The sequence below is a fragment of the Herbiconiux aconitum genome (assembly GCF_024979235.1).
GTDB classification, from domain to species: Bacteria; Actinomycetota; Actinomycetes; order Actinomycetales; family Microbacteriaceae; genus Herbiconiux; species Herbiconiux aconitum.
This window is the reverse complement of the sequence record NZ_JANLCM010000003.1, coordinates 14,389-39,813: the sequence shown is the minus strand read 5'-3', so window position 1 is coordinate 39,813 and position 25,425 is coordinate 14,389. Positions and strand designations below refer to the sequence as shown.

The window sequence follows — 25,425 nt, the reverse complement described above, 5'->3', positions numbered from 1 at the left end:
GACCACCCCGGGGCGTCGAGCAGGGCCCGTTACGTTCGGTCCTGGCGCCTGCCTGTCGGAAACGACGGACTCTTGCGCAATCGAACCGAAAGTGCGGAGCCTCACCCCGCTCATTCGCGAACCTTTCCTCCCGTTCTCGTTCCGCGGCTGCGAGTTTGGCGGTGTGTCGGCTGCGGGCCGCTCGGGCCCGATCGAGTGGGCACGTTTCGTCGCCAGACGCGTGCTGCGGCGACAAAACGTGCCCACTCGATCTCGCTGCCGCGGCGCCGGCACGCGCGACACTTACACGGCGCGGGCGACCTCGGTGGGGGTGATGAACGCACCCTCGGCCTCCACACGGTGCACGAGAGCCACGAGGCGCGCGTTGATGGGGGCCTCGAGGCGGGCGGCGTACGCCTCGCGCACGACCGCGCCGTTCAAGTGGTCGATCTCGGTGAGCTGACCGCGACGGATGCTCTGCAGCGTCGAACCCGGATTCGGCGTCTTTCCGACACGGCGCGACATCAACAGGGGCAGGAGTCGGGCGACCGGCCGGGGCGCGGCGGCGAACACTCGCAGGAGCGGATCACTCAGACCGAGCAACGTCTCGAAGTGCACACCGCGGGCGCGGGCGACGCCGACGGCCTCGCGCATGCTGTCGGTGAGCACGGCGCGCAGTCGCGGATCGGCGATCGTGTTCTGCACCGAGTGGCCGGTGATGGCGGGGAGGGCGTTGACCTGGTTGACGATCAGCTTGGTCCACTGCGCACCCGCGAAGTTGTGGGTGACCTCGATCGGCATGAACGCGCCGAGGGTGGCGGTGGCGAGGCGGAGTGCCGCGTCGCCGGGCGCCGGCGCGGTGGGGTTGGCCGGCGCGACGCGGTCGGCGGAGCCGGCCTGCGCGGCCGGGTCGAGCCGCACCGCGGGCAGGCCGAGGTAGGTCGCGGCGGGGGTCGTGATCGACACCTCGCCCGGCGACAGGTACGACGCGGCGAACAGCGCCAACCCGCCCACCACCGCTGTCGCCGGAAGCTGTGCGGCCGCGGCCTCCGCCCCACCCAGGCCGTTCTGCACCACCACGAGAGGCACGCCCCTCAGTGACTCGGCGTTCTCGGCGAGCGCGATGTGCGCATCCTGAGCCTTCACTGTCAGCACCGCGAGATCGGGTCGCTCTTCGAGAGCAGCGGATGCGTGGGGCCGAGCCGTGTGCTCGCCCCAGTGCCCGCTGAGGTGCAGGCCGCGCTGCTGCAGTGCGTCGAGCTGAGCACCCCGAGCGGTCACCGCCACCTGGTGGCCGGCGCGGTCGGCCAGCGCCGCGATGACTCCGCCGACGGCTCCGGCGCCGATGACGGCGATCCGCATCAGAGATCGAGACCGTAGGCGCGCGTGGGCTCGATGCCGGGCGGATTCTCGCGCTCCGACATCCGGGCGAACCCCATCGATTCGTACAGGCGGTGTGCCACCACCATGTCGGTTCCGCTGTTCATCACGACGCGGCTCGCACCACGGCTGCGCGCGGTGTCGAGCACGAATTCGGTGAGCAGGCGCCCGATGCCGCGACCGCGGGCGCCCGGATCGACGGCCAGCAGCCGGAACTCCAGCTCGCCCGCCCGACCCAGTTCGGTCAGCGCCTCGCCTGCACGGGGCAGCGTCACCGAGCCCAGGATGTCGCCGGTCGCGACATCCACGGCCACCCACACCTCGGCCACGGTGGCGTGCATCTCGACGGCGCGCACGTTGTCGGCGTACTCTCCGCCGATCTCGTAGTCGTGCGCGTAGGCGGCGAAACGCTGCCGCGACACCGCTTCGTACTCCTCAGGGCGGATCAGGCGCACCTCGATGCGAGGCGGCTCCGGCAGCCGGCGGATTCCCTCGAGCAGATAGTCGAGCGAGGCAGCGGCGCAGAAGCGCACCCAACCCTCCCCCATCCGACCGAACGCGCTCCCCGGCGCCACGGCGACGCGCTGCTCGAGCAGGAAGCGTTCGGCCCACTCGGCCACGTCGCCCCGGCTCGCGTGGGAGACATCCACCCACAGGTAGAAGGCGCCCGCAGGGTCGAGATAACGGATGCCACGCTCACGCAGCATCTCCGTGGCCCGCGCGAGGTTCTCGCGGTAGTGCGTGCCCGCATCCGTCACCGACTGCTGCGGACCGGTCAGCGCCGCGACCACCGCGCGCTGGGCCGGCGTGTTGACGCAGCTGATCATGGCTTCTTGCGCCGAGCGGAGCAGGGGGGCGAACCCGGGAGGCGTCAGCAGCCAGCCGACCCGAGCCCCGGTGAGTGCGTAGGTCTTCGACGCCGAGAAGACGGTGAACACGCGGTCGTCATCGCCGACGCCGGGGCTCGCCAAGCTGGCCATGCTCACGTGCGGGGTGCCGTAGGTGAAGCGCTCGTAGACCTCGTCGCTGATGACCCAGAGGTCGTGTTCGCGGGCGAAGTCGAGCAGGCCCTGCATCGTCGGGCGGTCGAAGACGGCGCCGAGCGGGTTCGAAGGCGAGTTCACGATGATCACGCGGGTGCGATCGGTGACGAGACGCTCGAGTTCGACGAGGTCGGGCACGAAGGCGTTCTCGGGCCGCAGCGGGTAAGGCACGGCGGTGGCCGAGAGCAGGTGGGCGTTCATGGTGAAGGTGGTGTACCCCGGATCGGGTACCAGCACCTCGTCGCCCGGGTCGAGCAGCAGGCCCATGGCCAGGTGCAGGCCCTGGGTGGCGCCGTTCGTCACCCAGACGCGTTCGGGGTCGGTGAGGATGCCGTTGTGCTCCGCCACCGTGCGCACGATCGCTTCGCGGAGCTCGGGGATGCCGCCGTTCGGCGTGTAATCGGTGTCGTCTGCCAGCCAGGCGCGGGAGCCGGCATCCAGCGTCGCCGGGTCGACGGGCACGTCGGGCTCGCCGATCACGAGGGAGATGACATCGTCGAGCGATTGGGCCAATTCGAAGATGCGACGGATGCCGGAAGGTGGCACCGATTCGGTGTGCAGGGCGAGACGAGGCATAGGGTTTAACGCTACCGCTCCCGGTCGGATTGTTCGGGCGCGCGAGAACTGGTAATGTTGCCTGTTGGCTTACGCATCCACATGTTTTCTGCTGGGTGCGAACAGCGAGTGGCTCTCTCCGCGGCCCAGCCGCAGCGGACCACCGCACCGCACTCATCCGAATCAGATACAGAGGTTACTTCCGTGGCAAACATCAAGTCGCAGATCAAGCGCATCGGCACCAACAAGAAGGCGCAGGAGCGCAACAAGGCCGTCAAGAGCGAGCTCAAGACCGCCATCCGCGCCACCCGCACCGCCGTCGTGGCCGGTGACAAGGACCAGGCTGCGGCCGCCTTGCTCATCGCCGGCAAGAAGCTCGACAAGGCGGCGTCGAAGGGCGTCATCCACAAGAACCAGGCGGCCAACAAGAAGTCGGCCATCGCCAAGCAGGTCGCCGCGCTCTGATCCTGCGCTGCACACGAAAAAGGGCCCCGCTTCGGCGGGGCCCTTTTCGTGCGCCGGGGTGATTCCTGCGTGCTCGGAGTGGCCCAGAACGACGGACTATTGTGCGTTTGCACGAAAACGACGGAGCCATGGTCCGCGGGGGCGGGCGAGCTCCGTCGTTTCGGATGCGTGAGAGGGCGGGTTAGAGAGTGCCTCGGGAGGAGACGATGCCGATCATGCGCTCGAGCGCGAACACCGGATCGCGGCCGGCGCCCTTGACGCTCTCGTCGGTCTCGGCGAGCACCTGGATGCTGCGGCCGAGGCCCTCGCTGGTCCATCCCGAGAGATCGCGGCGCGCCCGATCCACCTGCCACGGAGCCATGCCGAGCTGCCCGGCCAGCTGGCCCGAGCCGCCCCGAGTGCCGAGCACCTTGGCCATCGTGCGCAGTTTCATCGCGAACGCGGCCACGATCGGCACCGGATCGGCACCCGAGGCGAGCGCGTGGCGGAGAAGCGCGAGCGAGTCGCCGTAGTTGCCGGCGATGGCGGAGTCGGCCACGACGAACGCATTCGTCTCCACCCGTCCCGCGTAGTAACGCTCGACGGTGACCTCGGTCACTTCTTCGCCCGTGTCGGACACGAGTTGCGCGCACGCTGCCGAGAGCTCGGCGAGGTCGTCGGAGAATGCGGAGACGAGAGCCCGGATCGCCCCCGGAGTCGCGCGTTTTCCTGCCGCACGGAACTCCGCCGAGGCGAACTCGTACTTGTCGGCGTCGCGCTTGATCTCGGCGCAGACGACCTCGATCGCGACACCGGTGGCGGCCCGAATCGCTTCGAGCAGCTTCTTGCCGCGAACACCGCCGCCGTGGCGCATCACGATGTAGGTGTCGTCGGCGGGGTAGCCGAGGTACGCGATCGCATCGTCGATGAACGCATCCGTGCACTTCTCCACGGCGGACACCCGGATGAGCCGCGGCTCGTTGAACAGCGACGGGCTCGCGAGCGAGAGCAGCTCGCCCGGCGTGTAGGAGGCGGCGTCGACGTCGGTGATCTCGAGGCTCGGATCTTCGGCCTTCAGCAGGTCGCGCAGCTGCCGGATGGCGCGCTCGGCGAGGAAGGTCTCGGCCCCCGTGACGAGCAAGACGGCTGCCGGGCGCACCTGGTTCCACTCGAGTTGCGGGATCGCCGCTTTCGCGGCCGGTTTGGCCGCGGATCTGCCGCGCGCGACTGCCATGCTGACTCTCCCGTCGATCGGCATTCAGCCTAGCCGCCGCGACCGACACGAGACGCCGGTCGGAGCTACGGCGGCTCGCCCTTTTCCGTCCAGATCGCGAGGGTGGCGGAGGTGCCCGACACCACGATCAGGCCTTCGAGGTCGGTGCGGAAGGCGCGGGTGCCGACCCGGCCCAGGATGCCGAGGAGCCGGTCGGTGGGGTGACCGTAGCTGTTTCCCTCCCCCACCGAGACCAGGCCGATGACCGCACGGATGTCGCCGTACAGCCGCTCGCTCTGATCGGCGCTGCCGTGGTGGGCGACCTTCACGACGTCGACGGGGCCGATCCGGTTCGCCGCACGCACCGCATCCTGAGCCTGCTCGCCGAGGTCGCCGAGGAAGATGAGACGTAACGGACCGGTGAAGAGCACCGTCACACTCGCCTCGTTGCCGGCGAGAGGTGAGGCCGCACGGGGCCAGAGGATGTCCCAGCGGTAGTCGCCGAAGGCGCCGCTCTGGCCGCGCGCCGCGTCGGCCACCTGAGCTCCGCCGGCGCGGAGCTCGGCGAGCAGCCGCTCGTCGGCGGGTCCGTCGGTCGGCCCGACCAGGACGGTGTCGACGCGACCGATCACGGCGTCGAGACCACCGACGTGATCGCGGTCGTAGTGGGTCAGCACGAGGAGGTCGATGCGGTGCACCTGCATCCGCTCGAGGCAGTCGGCGAGCGGCCGCGGATCGGGGCCGACGTCGACCAGAGCGATCTGGTCGCGACTGTGCAACAGCACGGCGTCGCCCTGACCGATGTCGCAGGCCGCCACCTGCCAGTCGCGCGGAACGGCGGCGGAGCGGGCCAAAGCGCCACCCGCGACCGTGCCGGCCCCCACCACGACGCTCAGCACGGCCAACAGCCCGGCCAGGGGTGCGAGTCTCGGATGCCGACGCGACGCGAACACCGCCACCAAGAACAGCAGCGTGAGCACGACGGTCACCGAGGCGGCCAGCGCACCGTCGGGCACGGGGATGGCCGCGAACGGTGCGCTCGCGAAGAAGCGCGCGACCGCCGCGATCCAGGCCGAGGGAAGCCAGGGCAACCAGGCGACCAGCGCGCCGAGCGACGGAGCGACGACGCCGAGGAGGCAGACGACGAGCCCGAGCACGCTGACCGCCGCGGCCGCGGGCTCGGCGAGGATGTTCGCCGGCAGCGTGTAGGGCGTGATCTGCGGTGTGAGCAGGAAGAGCACCGGCTGGCAGGCGAGCTGCGCGGCCACCGGCACCGCGACGGCCAGCGCGAGCCAGCGGGGCAGGAATCGTTCGCCGACGGATGCGAGGGGCCTCGTGAGCAGCAGGAGCCCGGCAGTCGCGAGAACGGAGAGCGCGAATCCGGCGCTGCGGGCGAGCCACGGATCGAGTGCGAGCAGCACCACCACCGAGAGGCAGAGCGGCGGGAGACCGCTCGACGGGCGACCCGCCGCCAGAGCGACGAGCACGATCACCGCCATCGTGGCTGCCCGGAGCACGCTCGGCTCCGGGGTGACCAGCACGACGAAGAGCCCCAGGACGAGAACGGAGACGCCGACCCGGAGGCGCCGCCGGAGTCCGAGAGCGCCGCCGACCAGCATCACGGCTGACACGACGATCGCGCAGTTGGCACCCGAGACCGCGGTGAGGTGGGTGAGTCCGCTCACCGTCATGGCGTCGTGCAGGGCGGGTACGACGCTGCTGTCGTCTCCGATGGCGAGACCGGCGAGGAGATCGGCTCCGTCGCCCGGGAGGTGGGCCGTCGTATGCCGGAACCCCGTGCGCACCGTGTCGGCCCAGTCGAGATACCAGGGCGGGCCGCGCTCGGCTTGGGGACCGTCGCGCGCGAAGAGGAGGAACTCGTTCGACTCGCCCGCCGCCAAGGGCGTCAGGGTGCCGTGCACGCGGAAGGAACTGCCGATCGGAAGCCGCGCGCCCTGGGCGATGGTGGCGAAGACCAGCGTAGGGGCGCGGGCCTGGGTGCGTGTATCGCCGGCGATGAAAGAGTCGAGTACCGCGTCGACGGTCACACGCTGCCCGTCGGCATCGGCACCGAACGCGGCGCTCGCGGCGGGCTTGGCGACGCCCGTGATCGTCACCAGGGCCTCTCCGGCCCGGGATCGCCCACCCTCGAGCTCCGGCGGATGTCGCAGGTGCCCGAGCGCGAACGCCGACGAGCACACCAGCGCGACGGCGGCCCCCGCGAGCACCACGCTGGGCAGCCGGCCTGTGCGCAGCCGCGCCGAACCACCGCTCACCGCACGAGCGAGGAGGCTCACGGTGGCCGCAGCCGTGATCAGCCACGCTGCGACGGTGGCCGGAGCCGCGAGGTCGGGAGCGCCGGCGAGAAGCCATGCTGCGGCCCAGGCGAGCGCCGCGGGGAGGGCGAGACGGAGGTCGGCGCGCATCGCTCAGACCGTGACCAGATCGCGGAGACCCTCGAAGGTCTTGTCGCCGATGCCCGTGACCTGCAGGAGGTCGTCGACCGAGGTGAACGGGCCGTTCTCCGTGCGCCAGGCGATGATGCGGGCCGCCATCGCGGGCCCGATGCGCGGCAGGCCGTCGAGTTCGAGCTCCGTGGCCGCGTTGAGGTTGACCTTCGCGCCCGCGGCGCCGGACGCCCCTGCGCCGCCCGCGGCTCCCCCTCCGGCAGCGCCGCTCCCAGCGCCAGCCTCACCCGAGCCGTTGGGAGGCGGCACCTCACCCACGGCCAGCACCCGCACCTGCTCGCCGTCGACCAGCGGGCGCGCCAGATTGACGGATGCCTGATCAGCCTGATCAGCCAACCCCCCCGCCGCGGCCACCGCGTCGACGACGCGCGCACCCTCGTCGAGCTCGTAGACGCCCGGTGATGCCACCGCTCCCAGCACGTGCACCAGCAGCACGGCACCCGTACCGTCGGCGTCGCGATCGGGAGGCCCATCGCGTTCGGAGGGAGTCGGGATGGCCGACGCGGCCGCCGCTCCATCCGCTTGCGACCCGGCCGCCGATTCTCCGTCGGAACCGAACGTCGTCGTGACCCCGACCGGTGAGAGCGCGGTGATGAGAACGGAGCACACGAGCCCCACCACCACGAGCACGATCGCCGCACCGATACCGACCCGGACACGAACCGACGGCCCAGCCTCGAGCATCGATGGCCCGACCTGCGGCTCCGATGCGCGCCCAGCCTCCGGCTCCGACGGCAGCCCGACCCCTGGCTCCGGTGGCAGCCCAGCCTCCGGCTCCGACGGCCCGGCATCGAGCTCCGCCCGACGTGCACGGGAAAGGCGCGCCCGCCCGCTCGCCCCGCGTCGCGATCCGAACCCAGCTGCCATGCGGCAAGGCTAGGAACCCGGAGTACCCGCGGGGCGGCCGGACAGACTTCTGTGGATAACTCCTACGAGGCCGGCTTTGTGACGAAGTTGACCAGTCTTGGCGCTCGCGCGACGACGGTCACCACCGTGCGGTCGCCGATCGAGCGCACCACCGAGGGCAGGGCGCGCGCCGCCTCCTCGAGGGCTGCGCCGTCGATCTTCGGCGACACCTCGATGCGGTCACGCACCTTGCCGTCGACCTGAACGACCGCGGTGACCGTCTCTTCGGTCAGGAGCGACGCATCCGCTCCCCGCCAGCCGTAGTTGGCGATGGAGGGCTCGTAGCCGAGCCGCGCCCACATGTCCTCCGCGGTGTACGGCGCGAAGAGCGACAGGCCGAGGGCAACGGTCTCGACGGCTTCACGCACCGCAGGGTCGGAACCGCCGGGGCCGGAGTCGATCGCCTTGCGGGCCGCGTTCACGAGCTCCATCAGGCGCGCGACGACCACGTTGAACTTGAACGACTCGATGAGTCCGGGCGCCTCCGCCAAGAACCGGTGCGTCACGCGCCGCAGGGCACGATCCCCGTCACGCCAGTTCACGGATGCCGGCGACGTCACGTCGCCCACCAGCCGCCAGGCCCGGGCGAGGAACTTCGCCGAGCCGGCCGGCGAGACATCCGACCAGTCGATGTCGTCTTCGGGTGGACCGGCGAACGCCATCGTGAGGCGCACCGCATCCACACCGTGCTCGTCGAGCTGGTCGGAGAGCCGCACCAGGTTGCCCTTCGACTTCGACATCGCCGAACCGTCCATCAGCACCATGCCCTGGTTCAGCAGGGCGCTGAAGGGCTCGGTGAAGCCGACGTAGCCGAGGTCGAACAGCACCTTCGTGATGAAGCGTGCATAGAGCAGGTGCAGGATGGCGTGCGTCACGCCGCCCACGTACTGATCCACCGGCGCCCACTTGTCGACCTCACGCGGATCGAAGGCCTTGGTCTCGTCGTTCGGCGAGAGGAAGCGCAGGAAGTACCAGGAGCTGTCGACGAAGGTGTCCATCGTGTCGGCGTCGCGGAGTGCGGGAGATCCGTCAACCGGATTCGGCACGTTCACCCAGTCCGTGGCCCCACCGAGGGGCGACGTGCCCTTCGGTGTGAGGTTCAGACCCTCGGTCGGCGGCAGCAGCACGGGCAGCTGGTCTTCCGGCACCGGGTATTCTGCGCCGTCGGCGCCGTGGATGATCGGGATGGGCGTGCCCCAGTAGCGCTGCCGTGAGATGAGCCAGTCGCGCAGTCGGTAGTTCTTCGCCGGCCGGCCGGTGCCCGCCGATTCGAGGATCTCGATGATCTTGCGGATCGCGTTCGACTTCGACAGTCCGTCGAGCGGCCCCGAGTTGATCAAGCGCCCCTCGCCGGCCAGCGCGAGGCCGGTGGTGGCGGGGTTGAGGTCGTTGATGTCGGTCGGCCAGTCTTCGGGGAGCTCGTCGCCCTGCATCACCGGAATCGCGCCGGTCACCGGCTGCAGGGTGTCGACCACGACGCGGATCGGCAGATCGAAGGCGCGCGCGAAGTCGAGGTCGCGCTGATCGTGCGCCGGCACGGCCATGACCGCGCCATGCCCGTAATCGGCCAGCACGTAGTCGGCGGCCCAGATGGGCAGCCGCTCGCCGTTCACCGGGTTGATCGCGTAGCGCTCGAGGAAGATTCCCGTCTTCGGCCGGTCGGTGGCCTGACGCTCGGTCTCCGACGACTTCTGCACGTCGGCGAGATAGCTCGCGAAACGCGTGCGCACCTCGTCGGACGGGCCGGTGGCCACGAGATCCTGGGCCAGGTCGGAGTCCGGGGCGACCACCATGAAGGTCGCGCCGTAGAGCGTGTCGGGGCGCGTGGTGAACACGGTCACCGGCTCGTCACGGCCCTCGATGGCGAAGTCGACGTCGGCGCCGATGGAGCGACCGATCCAGTTGCGCTGCATCGCGATGACCTTGGCGGGCCAGGATCCTTCGAGCTGCCGCAGGTCGTCGAGCAGACGGTCGGCGTAATCGGTGATGCGGAAGTACCACTGGGTGAGCTTCTTCTTCACCACGACCGCGCCGGAGCGCTCCGAGGTGCCGTCGGGCAGCACCTGCTCGTTGGCGAGAACCGTCTGGTCGACCGGGTCCCAGTTCACCCAGCTGGCCTTGCGGTAGGCCAGGCCCTTCTCGTACATCTTGAGGAACAGCCACTGGTTCCACTTGTAGTACTCGGGGTCGGAGGTGTGCAGCACGCGATCCCAGTCGAAGGAGGTCGCGTAGCGCTTCATGCTCACGCGCTGCTGCTCGATGTTGTCGTAGGTCCACTCGCGCGGGTCGAGGCCGCGCTTGATCGCCGCGTTCTCGGCGGGCAGGCCGAAGGAGTCCCACCCGATCGGGTGCAGCACGTTGAAGCCCTGCTGCCGCCAGTAGCGCGCGATCACGTCGCCGAGGGCGTATGCCTCCGCGTGGCCCATGTGCAGGTCGCCCGAGGGATAGGGGAACATGTCGAGCACGTATTTGCGGGGGCGCTTGTCGCCCTCGAGGTCGCTCTGGAAGGGCTTCATGTCTTCCCAGATCGGCATCCACTTGTCTTGGATGGCCTGGAAGTCGTAGCGCTCCGCGTCGTCGTGCGACGGACCGGTGGCAGAAGTGTTCTCGATGACCACGTGACTCTCATTCGTTGCTGTGCGCAGGCGACCACCGGCAGCGGCGGCATTGCCAGAGGTGGACGCTCGGGACGGTGCACCCGGGCGCACCAAGCAATAACAGTACTAAAGGTTGCCGTGTTCCCGACGTGAGCGGGCCTGGGGCGCCTCGGCTCCGAGCACCGCGAGCAGCGCTGCCGCCTTCACCCGGGTCTCCTCGACCTCGTCGGCGGCATCCGAGAGCGCCGTGATGCCTCCTCCTGAACCGACGGATGCGCGACCCGGCGTGAGCACGATGCTCCGGATGACCATGGCCAGGTCGATCGATCCGTCGAAGGACAGATACCCGAACGCCCCCGAATAGATGCCGCGCGGGGCGCCCTCGAAGGCCGCCAGGTGCGTCATGGCGCTGCGCTTGGGCGCGCCCGTCATCGAGCCGGCCGGGAAGCAGGCGGCGACGGCATCCGGTGCGCTCACATCCTCAGCCAGGGTGCCCTCGACAGTGCTGACCAACTGGTGCACCTGACGATAGCTCTCCACCTCGAGCAGTTCGGTCACACGCACCGAGCCGACGGCGCACACGCGGGAGAGGTCGTTGCGCATGAGATCGACGATCATCAGATTCTCGGCTCGCTCCTTCCCGCTCGCGGCCAGTTCGGCGCGCAGTAGGGCATCCTCGACCGGGCCGGCGCCGCGGGGGCGCGTGCCCTTGATGGGCCGGGTGATGACGGTTCGATCGGGTGTCACGGCGAGGAACTGCTCGGGCGAGGTGCTGAGGAGCGCCGTGTCGCCGGCGCGGAGGTAGCCGCCGTGGTGGCTGGGGCTCGATGCGCGAAGGCGTCGGTAGGTCTCGAGCGGGTCGGGTTCGCCGCCGGGCTCGTAGTCGAGGCCGAACTCGTTCGTGAGGCAGAGCTGGTAGGCGTCGCCGCGCTCGATCACACGCTTGCACTCCTCGACGAGGTGCGCGTAGGCGTCGTAGTGGTGCCGCACCGTGGCGGTGCGGAGAGGAGCGGATGCGCGGGGTTCGGCGGCTGCTCGCCCTGCGGTGCCCGGTGCGGACGCTGGGGCGTTCGCGGCGGCGCGGGCCGCCGCTTCGAGGGCCGCTGCTGTTTCGGCGAACCAGGACTCGGCATCCGGAGCATCGAGCGCCAGCAGGGTGACGGCGCCCGTCGCGTGGTCGAACTCGACTGCCCGGTCGACCCGCAGGAAGACGGCCACCGGATGCGCGGGGTGCGGCACGCGACCCGCCTGCTCTTCGTCGAGCGTGCCGAGCTCGTAGGCCAGCCACCCCACCCAGCCGAGGCGGAAGTCGGGGTCGCGTCGCGCATCCGCTCCGCCCGTTTCTGCATCGGCGCCACCCTCACCGGCCTCGCCTTCGAGTGCGCCCACCTCACTCAGCCCCGACAGCACCTCGGCCCACGACGACCAGCGCCGCACGTCGTCGGAGGCCCCCAGGTAACTCATGCCGCTTGCGGCATGCACCCCGCTGTCGAGCCAGAACGCGTTCTGCGCCCGCGCGTGGAGGGCGCCGAACGCGACGGCCGGGTCGAGCTCGACGTCCAGCCTTCGCCGAAGGAGCGTCAGGGGCATTGCACTAGCGTAGGACGTGGCGCAGAACGTGGCGCGACGAAGGAGGATCGACCGTGGCAGAGGCCCCCGCGACCTTCGTCTGGGCCCGCGGCGCGTTGATCGAGAGCGAGCTGCGGCCGCACGACGAACTGCTGGTCGCCGACTCCTGGTTCGTCTCGGCATCGGGGCGGGTGCGGGCGATCGATGCGCATCGCGAAAGGTTCCTGACGAGCGTCGAGGAGTCGGCCGCCGAGGTATCCGAAGCTGAAGCCGAGGCGTTCTGGGGGGCGGCGATCGGGCGGCTGCGGGCGTTCCGCTCGGGGGCCCTGTTTCCGCGCGTGGAGCTGGCGCGCGTGGCCGCCGGCACGGGAACGGACGGAGGCGAATCGGCCGCCGAGTACGAATTGCGGCTGCGCGTGCGCGTGGCGCCGCGGTTGCGCGAGTCGGCCGTGCTCATGACGCACGAGGCCGCCGACCCGCGACGGGTTCCGCGCGTCAAAGGCCCCGACCTCGAGCGGCTGCTCGCCCTCCGCGCGACCGCACAGGAGAACGGCGCCGACGAGGTCGTGCTGCTGCACGACGGCTACATCGTCGACGGATCGAGCTCGGCGCTGCTGTGGTGGCGGGGCGAGACGCTGGTCGCGCCATCGAGCGATCTCGCGCGGGTGCCGAGTGTGACCGCGCGGAGCATCCGTCTGATCGCCACCGCCACCGGCACCCGCGTGGTGGAGGAGCGTGCCCGCCCCGCCGACCTCGACGGCTGCGAGCTCTGGATCGTGAGCGCCCTGCACGGCATCAGCGTGGTCGACGTCTGGATCGACGGCCCCGTGCTCGAGGTGCGCCCCTCCCGCGCGGCCACCTGGCGCAAACGTCTCGACGCCCTCTCCCGCCCCCTCTGACCCACTCGGCCGCGGCATTCAGCCCGACCGCCATGGACGCCCGATCACCCGATGGCTAGACTGCCGGGCAGCGGTTCGTGGACGAGTCCAACTGATGATGCCCGTGCAGTTGGCCGGGGACTTGCCGAACGGGCTCGCAATCCACAGGAATGGGTGGGGAGCGTGCCGCAGCCTGGAAGTCCGTCTCGACTCATCGGCCGGCAACCCGAATGCGAGAGGTTGAGTGGCCTGCTGACGGCGGCCCGAGAGGGCCGTGGTGGGGTTCTCATCGTTCGCGGCGAGGCCGGGGTCGGCAAGAGCGCCCTGTTGCAGTTCTTGCTCGAGCAGGCGACCGACTGCCAAGTGGCGCGGGTCGTCGGCGTCGAGTCGGAGGCGGAGCTCGCCTACGCCGGCCTGCATCAGCTGTGCGCCCCTTTCCTCTCGCGGTTCGACGCACTCCCAGCACCCCAGAACCACGCGCTCAGAACGGTCTTCGGCCTGCAATCGGGCGCGGCTCCCGATCGTTTTCTCGTCGGTCTGGCGGTGCTGACACTTCTGTCGGAACTGGCCGAGAGCAGGCCGTTGATCTGCTGCGTCGACGACGCCCAATGGTTGGACGATGCTTCCGCTCAGGCCCTCGAGTTCGCTGTTCGCCGACTCGGGATGGAGCCGGTGGTCGCCATCGTCTCCACTCGGGACACCTCCACTGCGCGACGTTTCGACGGGCTCGCGGAACTCGTCGTGACGGGCCTCAGCGCCGCCGAGTCGATCGCCCTCCTGGACTCCGCCGTCATCGGAACGATCGAGCCGGCCGTGCGCGACCGGATCGTGGCCGAAAGTCACGGCAACCCGCTCGCCCTGCTCGAACTGCCGCGGGGCCTCTCGGCGGGCGAGCTGTCTTTCGAGAGTGAAGGAGGGCTGAAGGCCACACCCATGGCAGACCGCCTCGAACAGCAGTTCCTGCGCAGAACACGGGCGCTCCCTCGGGCGACCCGACGCCTGCTGCTCCTTGCGGCTGCCGAGCCCGTCGGTGACCGGATCCTGCTCGAGCGCGCAGCGGCTCGGTTCGGGATTGAGCCCGACGCGGCGACGCCGGCCGAGACGGCGGGCCTGATCGAGCTGGACGGCACCGTGCGGTTCCGGCATCCGCTCGTGCGCTCGGCGATCTATCGGTCGGCGACTCCCGCCCAGCGCCGCCAAGCGCACCAGGCGCTGGCGGACAGCATGGATGCAGAGGCGGATCCCGATCGAACGGCGTGGCATCGTGCCCGTGCCGTCGTCGGGCCCGACGACGCCGTCGCCGATGAGCTCGAACGGTCTGCAACCCGGGCCACTGCGCAGGGAGGCCTGGCGGCAGCGGCAGCATTCCTGGAGCGGGCAGCTGCCTTGACCGGGGATCCGTCGGAACGGGTGCGACGCAATCTCGATGCCGCTCAGGCGAAGACGCGCGCGGGCGGGTTCGCCGACAGTTCGAACCTGCTGCGCCTGGTCGACGTGCCATCGCTGGCCGACGCCGATCGGGCGCGGATCGAGCTGGTGCGGGCCGAGAACTCGTTCGGGGCGCACAACGGCAACGAGGCACTGCCATTGCTGCTCTCCGCTGCCCGGCGCCTGGAACCGATCGATGCGCGCCTCGCGAGGGATGCCTATGTCGACGCCTTCTCCGCGGCCGTTCTCACCGAACGACTCGCCGCCGGACCCGGAACCAGAGAGGTCGCCGAGGCGGTTCGGCACGCACCGCCGGCGGACCCGCCGCGCCTACGCGACGCGCTTCTCGAGGCGCTCGCCATCCGCTTCACAGAGGGATTCGCACCAGCGCTGCCGCTCTCACGTCGCGCCGTCGAGGCCTTCGCGGCCGCAGCGCACGAACCCGACGGCCTGCTGAGCGATACCCGGCTGGCCGCCGCGACCGCAGCCTCGCTGTGGGACGACCGGGATTGGGATGTGCTCACCCGCCGCCAGGTGATGGTCGCCCGTGCGGCCGAAGTGCTCGACGCGCTGCCCCGGGCGTTGGTGGATCGCACGATCATGCACCTCTTCACCGGCGATCTGGCCGCCGCGGCCTATCTGGTCGAGGAGTCCCGGTTCGTCGCCGACCTCACAGGGAGCGGTCTCGCCCCCTACGGCGAGATCGGTCTCCTTGCCGTGAGAGGCGATCTGGAACGGGGCGAGGCCATGTTCGACGACGCTCTGGAGAGAGTCCGTGCCCGCGGTGAGGGGGCCGGGGTCACCCTGATCCACTGGGCACGCGCCGTGCTCTACAACGGGCTGGGGCGGTATGAGGATGCGCTCGACGCGGCACGGATCGCGGCGGAATGCCCCCTCGAGCTCGGCGCCGCACAGTGGGCTCTCGCGGAGCTCGTCGAGGCGGCCGCGCGGATCGGTGATCTGCCGGTCGCCGAGGCCGCGTTGGACGACCTCTCCGCCATGGCCGCCCAGAGTGGCACCGAGTGGGCGCTCGGCGTCGCGGCGAGCCGGCGTGCGCTGGTGAGCGAAGGCGAATCCGCCGACGAACTTCACCGCCTCGGCCTGGAACACCTGGCTCGCACCACGGTGAGGGTGGAACTGGCTCGTGCGCGGCTGCTCTACGGCGAATGGCTGCGCCGCGAGCGCCGCCGCGCCGAAGCACGGGGCCAGCTCCGCGCCGCCCACTCGGCACTGGCTGCGATGGGGCTTGTCGCGTTCGCCGAGCGGGCCCGCCGGGAACTCCTCGCCACCGGGGAGACCGTGCGCACTCGCGACGAGCGGATCTCCACGGGCTTGACCCCTCAGGAGGCCACCGTCGCCAAGCTCGCCGTGGAAGGGCTCACGAACCCCGAGATCGGCACGGCGCTGTACATCAGCCCGAGAACGGTCGAATGGCACCTGCACCACATCTTCACCAAACTCGGGGTCACGACCCGGCGTGAGCTCCGCCGAACCTTCAAGGGGCACGACGTCTGATCCCGGGGTATGCACCGGGGAGTCCACCCGGTGCGACCGGGGGTGGCCGCCCAGCATCGTGGAGACGGCCGCATGGCCCAAGTCGTACGAGGAGATGTTCCATGTCTGCACCCACCGACGCGTCGTCGACGGCATTCGCCACCGAGACCGACCCCCGCCTGACCCCGTTCCGTGTCGCGATCCCCGACACCCAGCTCGCCGATCTCACTCACCGGATCGAGGCGGCACGCTGGCCATCGCCCGAGCTCGTCGCCGACCGCGCACAAGGAGTGCAGCTGCAAACGCTGCAGGCGCTCGCCCGATACTGGGCGTCGGGATACGACTGGCGACGAATCGAAGCGCGGCTGAACGCCTTGCCTCAGTTCACCACCGAGATCGACGGGGTGACCATCCATTTCATCCACGTCCGTTCGAAGCATGACGATGCACTTCCGCTCATCATGACCCACGGCTGGCCGGGCTCGGTCATCGAGCTGCTCGACACCATCGGGCCGCTGACCGACCCGACCGCGTTCGGCGGCTCGGCCGACGACGCCTTCCACCTCGTGTTGCCGTCGTTGCCGGGGTATGGCTTCTCCAGCGCGCCGACCGAGCTCGGCTGGGAGAACGGACCGATCGCCAACGCCTGGGCGAAGCTGATGGACCGCCTCGGCTACACGCGTTACGTCGCTCAAGGAGGCGATGTCGGCGCCGCGGTCTCGGATGCCATGGGTCGTCATGCACCCGACGGTCTGGTCGGCGTCCACATGAACCTGCTCGCCGTGGCGATCGGTATCAAGGATCATCTGCCCGCTGAGTCGGACGAGGAACGCACCGCGCTCGCGGCACTCAATGAGTTCACCACCGACGGGTACGGCTACTTCTTCGAACAGTCCACGCGGCCGCAGACGATCGGATACTCCCTGTTGGATTCCCCCGTCGGACTGGCGGCGTGGATGCTCGACCACGACACCGACAGCTATTACAAGATCTCCCGCGCCTTCGTCGACGGCGTTCCCACAGGCAACCTCACCCGCGACAGCATCCTCGACAACATCACCTTGTATTGGCTGACCGGCACGGGCGCCTCTGCCGCCCGCTGGTATTGGGAGTTCGGACGGTTCCTGGCCGCCGTCGGCGCCTCCGGAAAGACACCGCCTCCGGTCGCTGTTCCCGTCGGTTTCACGACGTTCCCGGACGAGATCTGGGCCAGCCCGCGCAGCTGGGTCGAGGCGGTGTACCCGAGCCTGTCCTACTTCAACAAGGCCGACCGGGGCGGCCACTTCGCAGCGTGGGAGGAGCCGATGGTGTTCTCCGCCGAGTTGCGAGCGGCCTTCCGCTCGCTCCGCTGACGGTCGCTCAGCCGAGGCTGAGGGTCGCTGTCACGAGGTGCGCAGGCACGGGGGTGTGCGAGATGAGCACGACGGCGCGCGCGGAGTCGGCGGCGGCGGCCAGGAGGTCGGCCACGAGGGCGTCGGCCCGGTCGGGGTCGACGTTCGCCGTCGGCTCGTCGAGCACCAGCACCGGGAAACCGGCGAGCAGTGCCCGCGCCAGCGCCAGTCGCTGCGCCTGCCCGCCCGAGACGAGGGCACCGCGCTCCCCCACCCGCGCCGCCAGACCGCCGCGCGAGCGCACCCACTCGCCGAGCCCCACCCGCTCGAGCACGGCGAGCAGCTCGTCGTCGGTGGCGGTGTCGCGGGCGAACAGCAGGTTCTGCCGGATGTCGTCGTCGAACAGGTAGGGCCGCTGCTCGCAGAGCCCGATGACTCTGCGTACCTCGTCTTGCGGCAGCTCGCGCACATCGACGCCGTCGATGGTGAACGAGCCCGTGAAGTCGAGGAATCGCACGAGCACGTGCGCGAGCGTCGTCTTACCCGAGCCGCTCGGTCCGCGCACGAGCAGCCGATCACCCGGCGCGAGGTCGACGGATGCGCCGGTGAGGGCATCCGTCGACGCCCCCGGCCAGCGCGCCGAGACGTCGCGCAGCTGCACGGTGATCGGGCCAGGAGGCAGAACCTGCTGCAGCGCCGTCACCTCTGCTGAGTCGACGGGCACCCCCTCAGGCACCGCGTCGGGAACGACGGATGCGATGCGCTCAGCACTGGCCGCCACCTGGCGCCAGGCGCCCCACGCCAACGGGATCATGCCGAACACCTCGAACGCGGCCATCGGCACGAGCGCGACCACGGCGAGCGCCGGACCTTCGAACCCGCCCTGGCCGAGTGACGGGATGCCGAGGAGCAGCACCACGACGGTCACCGCCCCGGCGGTCAATGACACGAGCGCCGTCGTGGCCCCGGCCCCGACCGAACGCCGCACCTGTGCTGAGGTGAGCCGCGCATCCGATTCGGCGAGCGCCGCTCGGGCCGCCGGAGCGGCTCCGTACGCGACCAGGGTGTCGAGCGAGCCGAGATAGTCGGCGAGGTCGGCTTGGTAGCGGCCGCGCAGCCCGGCCAGCGAGCGCTCGGCTCGACCGGAGACCCAGGAGTTCACGGCTGTTCCGAGCACCGCGGCGAGCACCAGGCCGATGAGCAGCACGAGTCCGGCGGCGGGGAGGAGGAGCCACACCACGACGACGATCGCGAGCGCCGTCAGCCCCGACACCACGAGCGGCTGCACCACGCGTAACGGGAAGTTCTGCTGCTCGTCGACGTCGGACACCAGCCGTGTGAGGAGGTCGCCGCGCCTGCTGCGTCCGAGTCCGTCGGGGCTCACCGGCACGAGCCGCTCGTACACGCCGACGCGGAGCCCGGGCATGGTGGCGAACGCGGCGTCGTGGCTGGCCAGGCGCTCGATGTAGCGGAAAGCCGCCCGGCCCAGTGCGAACGCCCGCACCGCCACCATCGCGGCGGAGAGGTAGAGGATGGGCGGCTGCTCGGCCGCCTTCGTGATGAGGAACGCCGACGTGGCGAGGAGGCCGACGGCGCAGAGCGCGCTGATGAGGCCGAGCACGACACCGGGCACGAAGCGGCGGAGACTCGGCTGGGCGAGCCGGATGACCTCGGCCCGCTTCACGACCACACCGCCGGAGTCTCCGGTCGCTCCCCCGGAGGGTCTGCTGACGACGAGAGCGCGGGCACCGATCGCGACGGGGGCGCGGGCGAGACGGCACCGTGGGGGCCCGCCGCCATCGCCGGCACCGCGCGCCTCGGGTCGAGCACCACTTCGTGGTCGGCCGCGGCGATGACGGCCAGACGATGGCTCACCACGAGCACGGCGCGGCCGTCGTCGGCGAGCGCGCGGAGAGCGCGGATGACGGCGGCCTCCGTGGTCTCGTCGAGCGCCGACGTGGGTTCGTCGAAGGCCACCACCGTGCAGTCGAAGCGGCGCGCGCGGTAGACGGCACGGGCCGCCGTGACACGCTGCGCCTGACCGCCGGAGAGTCCGCCACCGCGCGGATCGAGGACGGTCTCGAGCTGGATCGACGACCCGCCCACGAGGTCGAGCGCCTCCCGGGCCAGGCGCTCGTCGGGCACCTGGTCTCCGAGTGCGACGTTCGACGCCACGCTCCCCGGCAGCAGTACCGCCCCCTGGCCCGACCACGACAGCCACGGCCGCGGCACCGGGTCGGCATTCGCCATTCGCCCATCGACGAGGATCTCCCCCGATGCCCGCACGAACCCGAGCAGTGCCGCCACGAGCGAGGACTTGCCGCTTCCGGATGCGCCGGTGACGGCCGTGACCGCGCCCGCCGGGAACCGCGCATCCAGGCTCTCGAACGCCACGCTCTCGCCATATGACACCCCGAGCCCGCGCACCTCGAGCCCCGCGGGGCCCGCGCGACCCGGCGCGTCGAGAGGGGCGGAGTCCTCACCCGAAACGACGGACATCTCCCGCGACACGCCGGCACCGACTCCGTACTTCCCGGCGGATCGGCCGAAAACTCCGTCGTCCTCGACCGCCGATCCGCCGGTAGGCGCACCCGCACCAACGCCCGCGCCGGCACCCGCACCCGCACCCGCACCCGCACCCGCGTCGAGGATGCCGAACACGTCGTCGGCCGCCGCCACCCCGTCGGCCGCCGCGTGGAACTGCGCACCCACGTTCCGGAGGGGCAGGAACGCCTCAGGCGCCAGCAGCAGCACGAACAGCCCCACCGACAGCCCGAGCGAACCGTCGATCAACCGCACCCCGATCGATACCGCAACGAGCGCCACCGACAGGCTGGCCGCGAGCTCGAGCGCGAATCCGGAGAGGAAGGACACCCGCAGCACTTTCATGGTCTGCGACCGGTAGTCCTCGGTGACCGTACGGATGCGCGCCGCCTGCCGATGCTGCCGGCCGTAGATCTTCAGGGTCGACAGCCCGCCGACGACGTCGAGGAACGCGGTCGACAGCCGCCCGAGCTTCTCCCACTGCTTCGACTGCACCGACTGCGTCGCCCAGCCGATCAGGATCATGAACACCGGAATGAGCGGCAGAGTGACGGCGACGGTGAGCCCCGAGATCCAGTCCTGCGACCAGATCACGATCACCAACAGCGGCGTCGCGAGCGCCGTGAGCACCAGCTGCGGCAGGTACCGGGCGAAGTAGTTGTCGAGCGCATCCAGCCCCGGCCCCACGGTCACCCCGACCGAGGTCGAGTTGCGCGCGCCGAGCCAGGCCGGCCCGAGCCGTGTCACCGCATCCAGCACCCGCCCGCGCAGCTCGCTCTTCACCACCGCCGCGCCCCGCGCGGCGTTGAGCTCGGATACCCACGACAGCACGAACCGGGCCAGCACCACGAGCGCCAGGCTCAGCAGCTCGGGCACGAGCGCAGACAACGGAGTGCCACCGATCGCCCGCACGATCAGCTGCGTCACGAAGAAGGCGAACGCCACCACCGCCGCGGTCTGCAGCAGCGCGAGCACCCCGCCCACGGCGAAGAACGCGCGCGCCGCGGAGGCGTACTTCAGGAGTCGGGGGTCGACAGGGCGCACGACTCTAGTGTGCGCCCTGGGTGCTCTCGGCCGGGATCTGCGCCCGGCTCACCCGCTTGCGGAACACCCAGTAGGTGAATCCCTGGTACGCCAGGATGAGCGGCAGGAAGATCAGCGCGACCCAGCTCATGATCTGCAGCGTGTACTCCGACGACGACGCATTCGCGATGGTGAGGCTGTTCGCGGGGTCGTTCGACGCCGGCATCACGTCGGGGAAGAGCGCGAAGAACAAGCTCAGCACCGCCACCCCGATGGTCACCGCCATCAACGCGAAGGCGGTGCCTTCGCGGCCCCGGCTGTTCGCCAGCACCGCCGCGATCAGTGTCACCGCCGCGACCGCCGAGAGCAGAACGGATGCGAGGGTGCCGTGGGCGACGGATGTCCAGAGCAAGAACGCAGCGGCCACCACGATGGTCAGCACCCCGGCCCGGGTCGCCAGCCGACGCGCCCGCACACGGATGTCGCCCTCCGTCTTCAGCGACACGAAGACCACGCCGTGGGTGAAGAACAGCAGCAGCGTCGTGAGCCCGCCGAGCAGGGCGTAGGGGTTGAGCAGGCCGAGGAAGGTGCCGATGTAGTCGTGGTTGGCGTCGAGCGGCACCCCCGCGACGATGTTCGAGAAGGCAACGCCCCAGAGGAAGGCGGGCACGGCCGAGCCGACCACGATCATCCGGTCGAACCGCCGCTTCCAGGCCGCCTCGGGCCGCTGGTGGCGGTATTCGAACGAGACGCCGCGGAGGATCAGGGCGAGCAGGATGAGCAGCAGCGGCAGGTAGAAGCCGCTGAACAGCGTCGCGTACCACTCCGGGAAAGCCGCGAAGAGCGAGGCGCCCGCCACGATCACCCAGGTCTCGTTGAGATCCCAGACCGGGCCGATCGTGTTGATCAGCACGCGCCGATCGGTGTCGTCGCGCCCAAGGAAGGGCAGCGACATCCCGACGCCGAAGTCGAAACCGTCGAGCACGAAGTAGCCGACGAAGAGGAAGCCGACGATGCAGAACCACAGGACTGTCAGATCCATCATGTCTCCCTAGTAGACCGTCGCCTCGTGCCGGACTTCGCCCGACTCGGGGTCGGGTTCGGGCGCGTCATCCGGCCCCTTCTGGATCGTCTTCTTGATCAGCCGGAACTCCACCACGGCGAGGGTGCCGTAGATGGCGGTGAAAGCGACGAGTGAGATCAGCACGTCGAGCCCCGTGATGCCGGGCGAGACCGCGTCCTGCGTCTTCAGCAGGCTGAACACAATCCAGGGCTGGCGGCCCATCTCGGTGAAGATCCAGCCCACGATCATCGCGCCGAGCGACAGCGGGAAGGCCCAGATGGCCACCCGCCAGAGCCAGCGCCAGCGGGGCGACCGCCCCTTTCGCGTCATCCACAGACCCACCAAAGCGATCAGCACGTGCAGGAGGCCCAGGCCGATCATCCAGCGGAAGGCCCAGTAGGTGACCCAGATGGTGGGCGTGTAGTCGCCGGGGCCGTACAGCTGCACGTATTGCGCCTGCAGGTCGTTGATGCCTTCGACGGTGCCGTCGAGGGTGTGCGTCGAGAGGAAGGAGAGGAGGTAGGGCACGCGGATCGAGAACAATTCGTGCACGCCGTCGGGCGTGCCGAGCGTGAAGAGGGAGAACGAGGCGTCAGCCCCCGTCGACGTTCGGTAGAGCGCCTCGGCCGCTGCCATCTTCATCGGCTGCGTCTCCACCATGGCCAGACCCAATTGGTCGCCGCTCAGAACGGTGAGAGCCCCGGCGATCACCATCATCCAGAGGCCGAACTTCAGGGCCGGGCGCATCGTCTCGAGGTGCTGGTTGCGGTAGAGGTGCCACGCGGCCGCCGCGATGATGAGGCCCGCCGTCACCATGAAGCAGGCGAAGATCGTGTGCGGGAAGGCGGCGACGGCCACCTTGTTGCTCAGCAGCGCCCAGATGTCGGTGAGTTCGGCGCGGCCTTTGGCCTCGTTGATGTCGTAGCCGACCGGGTTCTGCATGAAGGCGTTCGCCGCGATGATGAAGTAGGCCGACACGATCGATCCGGCTGCCGTCACCCAGATGGTGACGAGGTGGAGCTTCTTGGGCAGTTTGTCCCACCCGAAGATCCACAACCCGATGAAGGTCGCCTCGAGGAAGAACGCGAGCAGACCTTCGAGCGCGAGCGGCGCGCCGAACACATCACCCACGAAGCGGGAGTAGTCGCTCCAGTTCATGCCGAACTGGAACTCCTGCACGATGCCGGTCACCACGCCCATGGCGAAGTTGATCAAGAAGATCTTGCCGAAGAAGCGGGTGAGCTGCAGGTATTTCGACTTGTCGGTGCGCACCCAGGCGGTCTGGAAGATCGCGACCGTGGTGGCCAATCCGATCGTGAGTGGCACGAACAGGAAGTGGTAGATGGTCGTCAACCCGAATTGCCAGCGGGAGAGCAAGAGCGGGTCGAGTAGTTCGTTCACGAGGAACTCCTAGCGTCACGACCGATTCTAGCGACTTGTATACAAGCAGCCAAACCCATCGGGGAATCCCATGCTCGAGCCGATAGGGTTGCTGGCATGCGGTGTGGAATACAGCGATGAACGAGGTGCTGTCCTGGCTCCTGGATACCGTGCAGTCGGTAGATCCCCTGGTCCGGACGCTATTGGCGGGGCTCGCGATTCTGCTCGAGACGAGCATCCTGATCGGGCTCGTGGTGCCGGGTGACACGGTGGTGCTGGTGGCGTCAACAGCCGTCGACGGGCCGCTTGAATACATCTCTCTGGTGGTGGTGGTGATCGTCGGGGCGCTCTGCGGCGAGAGCATCGGATTCGCGATCGGGCGCTGGTTCGGTCCGAAACTACGGGCGAGCCGGCTGGGCAGGCGGATCGGCGAGAAGAACTGGGCGCGTGCGGAGACCTACCTCGCCAAGCGTGGCGGCATCGCCGTCTTCTTGTCGCGCTTCATCCCCGTGCTGCACTCCCTCATCCCGCTCACCGTGGGCATGAGCCCGATGCGTTACCGCCGCTTCATGAAGTGGACGGTGCCGGCCTGCATCCTCTGGGCCTTTGCGTACGTCTCGGTCGGCGCTTTCGCGGCCGGCTCCTACCGCGAACTCTCCCGCGAGCTCCACTGGGCCGGCTACGCCTTCGTGGCGGTGATAGCTCTCTTCGTGGTGGCCGTCTTCGTGGCGAAGAAGCTCATCAACCGCTCCGAGTCCCGCCATATGCAGGAGACCCCATCCTCCCCCGACGAATCGGACGAGAACGGGGTCTCCTGAAGCTCCCGCGCGAACGCGGCCGCGTTCGACCAGGCGATCGACGACCTCCGCACCGCCGCCCCCTAGGGCACGCGTGTCTCTTCGCGCACGAAACGACGGACTCCTGCGTCTTCGAGCGGAAACGACGGACCCTCACTCCGCACCCCGGCACTATGTCCGTCGTTTCGTTCTCGTCCCGCGATCCCGCAACATCCCGAATGATCCGGAACGAGAGAGCAGGCCGCAGGCCGCTCCCGGATGACCCAGGGTGAGCGCGAGGCCGCGACAGCGACCTCACACGAACATGTCGCGCGGCGCCGGGCAGGGACCGGCGCCGCCTGTGGACGCCGCGCGAAGCACGGCGCCCACAGCAGCTAACACAGCCCGCGAGCTAACTCAGAACAAGTTAGCTTTCGCCAGCCAGTTCTTCGCGATGGTGTCCGCCGACTCCTGGTCGTTGACGCTCTGCGAGTTGAGGTCGACGAGGTCGGCCGAGGTCAGCGCGGCGCTCACCTTGTTGATGACCTCGGTCACCTCGGGAGTGGCGGCGTCGGTGTTGATGAGCGGCACGACGTTGGAGGCCAGGAACAGGCCCTTCGGGTCGGCCAGTGTCACGAGACCGGACGTCTTGATGTTCGGGTCGGCGCTGTAGATGTTGACCATCTGCACCGTGTTGTCCTTCAGTGCCTGGATGGTGAGGGGTCCGCCCGAGTCCTCGATCGGCGTGAAGCCGACGGTGACGCCGTAGGTGCTCTTCAGGCCGTCCGGGCCGTAGGGGCGGGTCTGCAGTTCCGAGTTGCCGCCGAGGGTGATCGGCGTGGTGACCTTGGCGAGGTCTTCCAGGCTGGTCACGTCGTTGGCTTCGGAGAACTCCTTGGTGACGTTGTAGGAGTCCTGGTCGGTGGCGGGCGACTGGTCGAGCACCTCGAGACCCTTCGGCAGCGCGCCGGCGAGCGCGGCGTAGACGTCGTCGCTGGTCTTGGCCGTGGTCTCGGGGTCGTAGAACTGCAGCAGGTTGCCCGTGTACTCCGGGAAGAGCTGAACTTCGCCGCTCTCGAGGGCCGGGAGGTAGGCGTCGCGTTGCCCGATGTTGAACTGGCGCGTCACCTCGATGTCGTTGGCTTCGAGTGCCTGTGCGTAGATCTCGGCGATGATCTCGTTCGAGTAGTAGGCCTGCGATCCGATCACGATCGGGCCGGATGCGGCGCCGCTCGAACCCGACGTCGACGGGGTGTCGAGTGGATTACTCGACGCGCACCCTGCCAGCGCCGCCGCCGCACTGACCGCGACAAGCCCTACGACGAGCCGGCCTTTCTTGATTGCTGTGAACATT

At 69.6% G+C, this 25,425-nt stretch carries 17 protein-coding genes; 5 read left to right on the top strand and 12 right to left on the bottom strand.

All coding sequences use genetic code 11. The annotated features are described in order from the left end of the window. Positions 1-282 precede the first annotated feature (282 nt). Together N1027_RS19420 and N1027_RS19410 are read right to left on the bottom strand one after the other, a co-directional pair. Complete coding sequence (locus tag N1027_RS19420; RefSeq protein WP_259510591.1) at positions 283-1,341, bottom strand: ketopantoate reductase family protein; 1,059 nt, start codon at positions 1,339-1,341, stop codon at positions 283-285. Continuing rightward, positions 1,341-2,978, bottom strand: a complete 1,638-nt coding sequence (locus tag N1027_RS19410) for an aminotransferase class I/II-fold pyridoxal phosphate-dependent enzyme (protein WP_308199812.1) — start codon at positions 2,976-2,978, stop codon at positions 1,341-1,343. The genes N1027_RS19420 and N1027_RS19410 overlap by 1 nt, the downstream gene beginning before the upstream one ends. Before the next feature lie 183 nt (positions 2,979-3,161). Here N1027_RS19410 and rpsT point away from each other — a divergent pair, with 183 nt between their 5' ends. Next, on the top strand, positions 3,162-3,422 hold the full coding sequence (rpsT, locus tag N1027_RS19405; protein ID WP_259510589.1) for a 30S ribosomal protein S20: 261 nt from the start codon (positions 3,162-3,164) through the stop codon (positions 3,420-3,422). Between the two features lie 181 nt (positions 3,423-3,603). On the opposite strand, the gene holA is transcribed toward rpsT, so the two are convergent. The 5 genes from holA to N1027_RS19380 all read right to left on the bottom strand — a co-directional run bounded on the left by holA (position 3,604) and on the right by N1027_RS19380 (position 12,175). Next, positions 3,604-4,635 carry a DNA polymerase III subunit delta gene (gene holA, locus N1027_RS19400; RefSeq protein WP_259510587.1) on the bottom strand — a complete coding sequence of 344 codons (1,032 nt, stop codon included), beginning with the start codon at positions 4,633-4,635 and terminating at the stop codon, positions 3,604-3,606. A gap of 65 nt (positions 4,636-4,700) precedes the next feature. Continuing rightward, positions 4,701-7,040 carry a ComEC/Rec2 family competence protein gene (locus N1027_RS19395; RefSeq protein ID WP_259510584.1) on the bottom strand — a complete coding sequence of 780 codons (2,340 nt, stop codon included), beginning with the start codon at positions 7,038-7,040 and terminating at the stop codon, positions 4,701-4,703. Positions 7,041-7,043: 3 nt separating this feature from the next. Then, positions 7,044-7,949, bottom strand: coding sequence for a ComEA family DNA-binding protein (locus N1027_RS19390; protein ID WP_308199811.1), 906 nt, complete (start codon positions 7,947-7,949; stop codon positions 7,044-7,046). A 62-nt stretch (positions 7,950-8,011) separates the two neighbouring features. Beyond that, positions 8,012-10,600 (bottom strand): leucine--tRNA ligase, encoded by a 2,589-nt coding sequence (gene leuS, locus N1027_RS19385; RefSeq protein ID WP_372499793.1) that lies wholly within the window; start codon positions 10,598-10,600, stop codon positions 8,012-8,014. A gap of 111 nt (positions 10,601-10,711) precedes the next feature. Next, a complete protein-coding gene (locus N1027_RS19380) occupies positions 10,712-12,175 on the bottom strand; it encodes an anthranilate synthase component I family protein (protein ID WP_259510580.1) in 1,464 nt (487 codons plus the stop codon). Positions 12,176-12,228: 53 nt separating this feature from the next. Here N1027_RS19380 and N1027_RS19375 point away from each other — a divergent pair, with 53 nt between their 5' ends. The 3 genes from N1027_RS19375 (at position 12,229) to N1027_RS19365 (ending at position 17,306) form a co-directional block, all read left to right on the top strand. Continuing rightward, positions 12,229-13,053 (top strand): aminotransferase class IV, encoded by an 825-nt coding sequence (locus tag N1027_RS19375; RefSeq protein ID WP_259510578.1) that lies wholly within the window; start codon positions 12,229-12,231, stop codon positions 13,051-13,053. Between the two features lie 51 nt (positions 13,054-13,104). Continuing rightward, positions 13,105-15,975 (top strand): helix-turn-helix transcriptional regulator, encoded by a 2,871-nt coding sequence (locus N1027_RS19370; protein ID WP_259510575.1) that lies wholly within the window; start codon positions 13,105-13,107, stop codon positions 15,973-15,975. Positions 15,976-16,076: 101 nt separating this feature from the next. Continuing rightward, positions 16,077-17,306, top strand: a complete 1,230-nt coding sequence (locus N1027_RS19365; RefSeq protein ID WP_259510573.1) for an epoxide hydrolase family protein — start codon at positions 16,077-16,079, stop codon at positions 17,304-17,306. A 7-nt stretch (positions 17,307-17,313) separates the two neighbouring features. Here N1027_RS19365 and cydC read toward each other — a convergent pair whose 3' ends face one another. From cydC to N1027_RS19345, 4 genes are read right to left on the bottom strand one after another with little or no spacing between them, the layout of a single operon-like run. Continuing rightward, positions 17,314-18,975, bottom strand: coding sequence for a thiol reductant ABC exporter subunit CydC (gene cydC, locus N1027_RS19360; protein ID WP_308199810.1), 1,662 nt, complete (start codon positions 18,973-18,975; stop codon positions 17,314-17,316). Next, positions 18,966-20,873 carry a thiol reductant ABC exporter subunit CydD gene (cydD, locus tag N1027_RS19355; protein WP_259510571.1) on the bottom strand — a complete coding sequence of 636 codons (1,908 nt, stop codon included), beginning with the start codon at positions 20,871-20,873 and terminating at the stop codon, positions 18,966-18,968. Before cydD ends, cydC begins: the two co-directional genes overlap by 10 nt. Before the next feature lie 4 nt (positions 20,874-20,877). After that, positions 20,878-21,894, bottom strand: coding sequence for a cytochrome d ubiquinol oxidase subunit II (gene cydB, locus N1027_RS19350; RefSeq protein WP_259510569.1), 1,017 nt, complete (start codon positions 21,892-21,894; stop codon positions 20,878-20,880). Between the two features lie 9 nt (positions 21,895-21,903). Beyond that, positions 21,904-23,316 carry a cytochrome ubiquinol oxidase subunit I gene (locus N1027_RS19345; RefSeq protein WP_259510567.1) on the bottom strand — a complete coding sequence of 471 codons (1,413 nt, stop codon included), beginning with the start codon at positions 23,314-23,316 and terminating at the stop codon, positions 21,904-21,906. Between the two features lie 116 nt (positions 23,317-23,432). On the opposite strand from N1027_RS19345, the gene N1027_RS19340 reads away from it, so the two are divergent. Further along, positions 23,433-24,113: a DedA family protein gene (locus N1027_RS19340; protein WP_259510551.1), complete on the top strand. Its 681-nt coding sequence runs from the start codon at positions 23,433-23,435 to the stop codon at positions 24,111-24,113. 375 nt (positions 24,114-24,488) lie between these two features. Here the strand turns inward: N1027_RS19340 and N1027_RS19335 are convergent, their stop codons facing one another. Beyond that, complete coding sequence (locus N1027_RS19335; RefSeq protein ID WP_259510549.1) at positions 24,489-25,424, bottom strand: ABC transporter substrate-binding protein; 936 nt, start codon at positions 25,422-25,424, stop codon at positions 24,489-24,491. Position 25,425 lies beyond the last annotated feature (1 nt).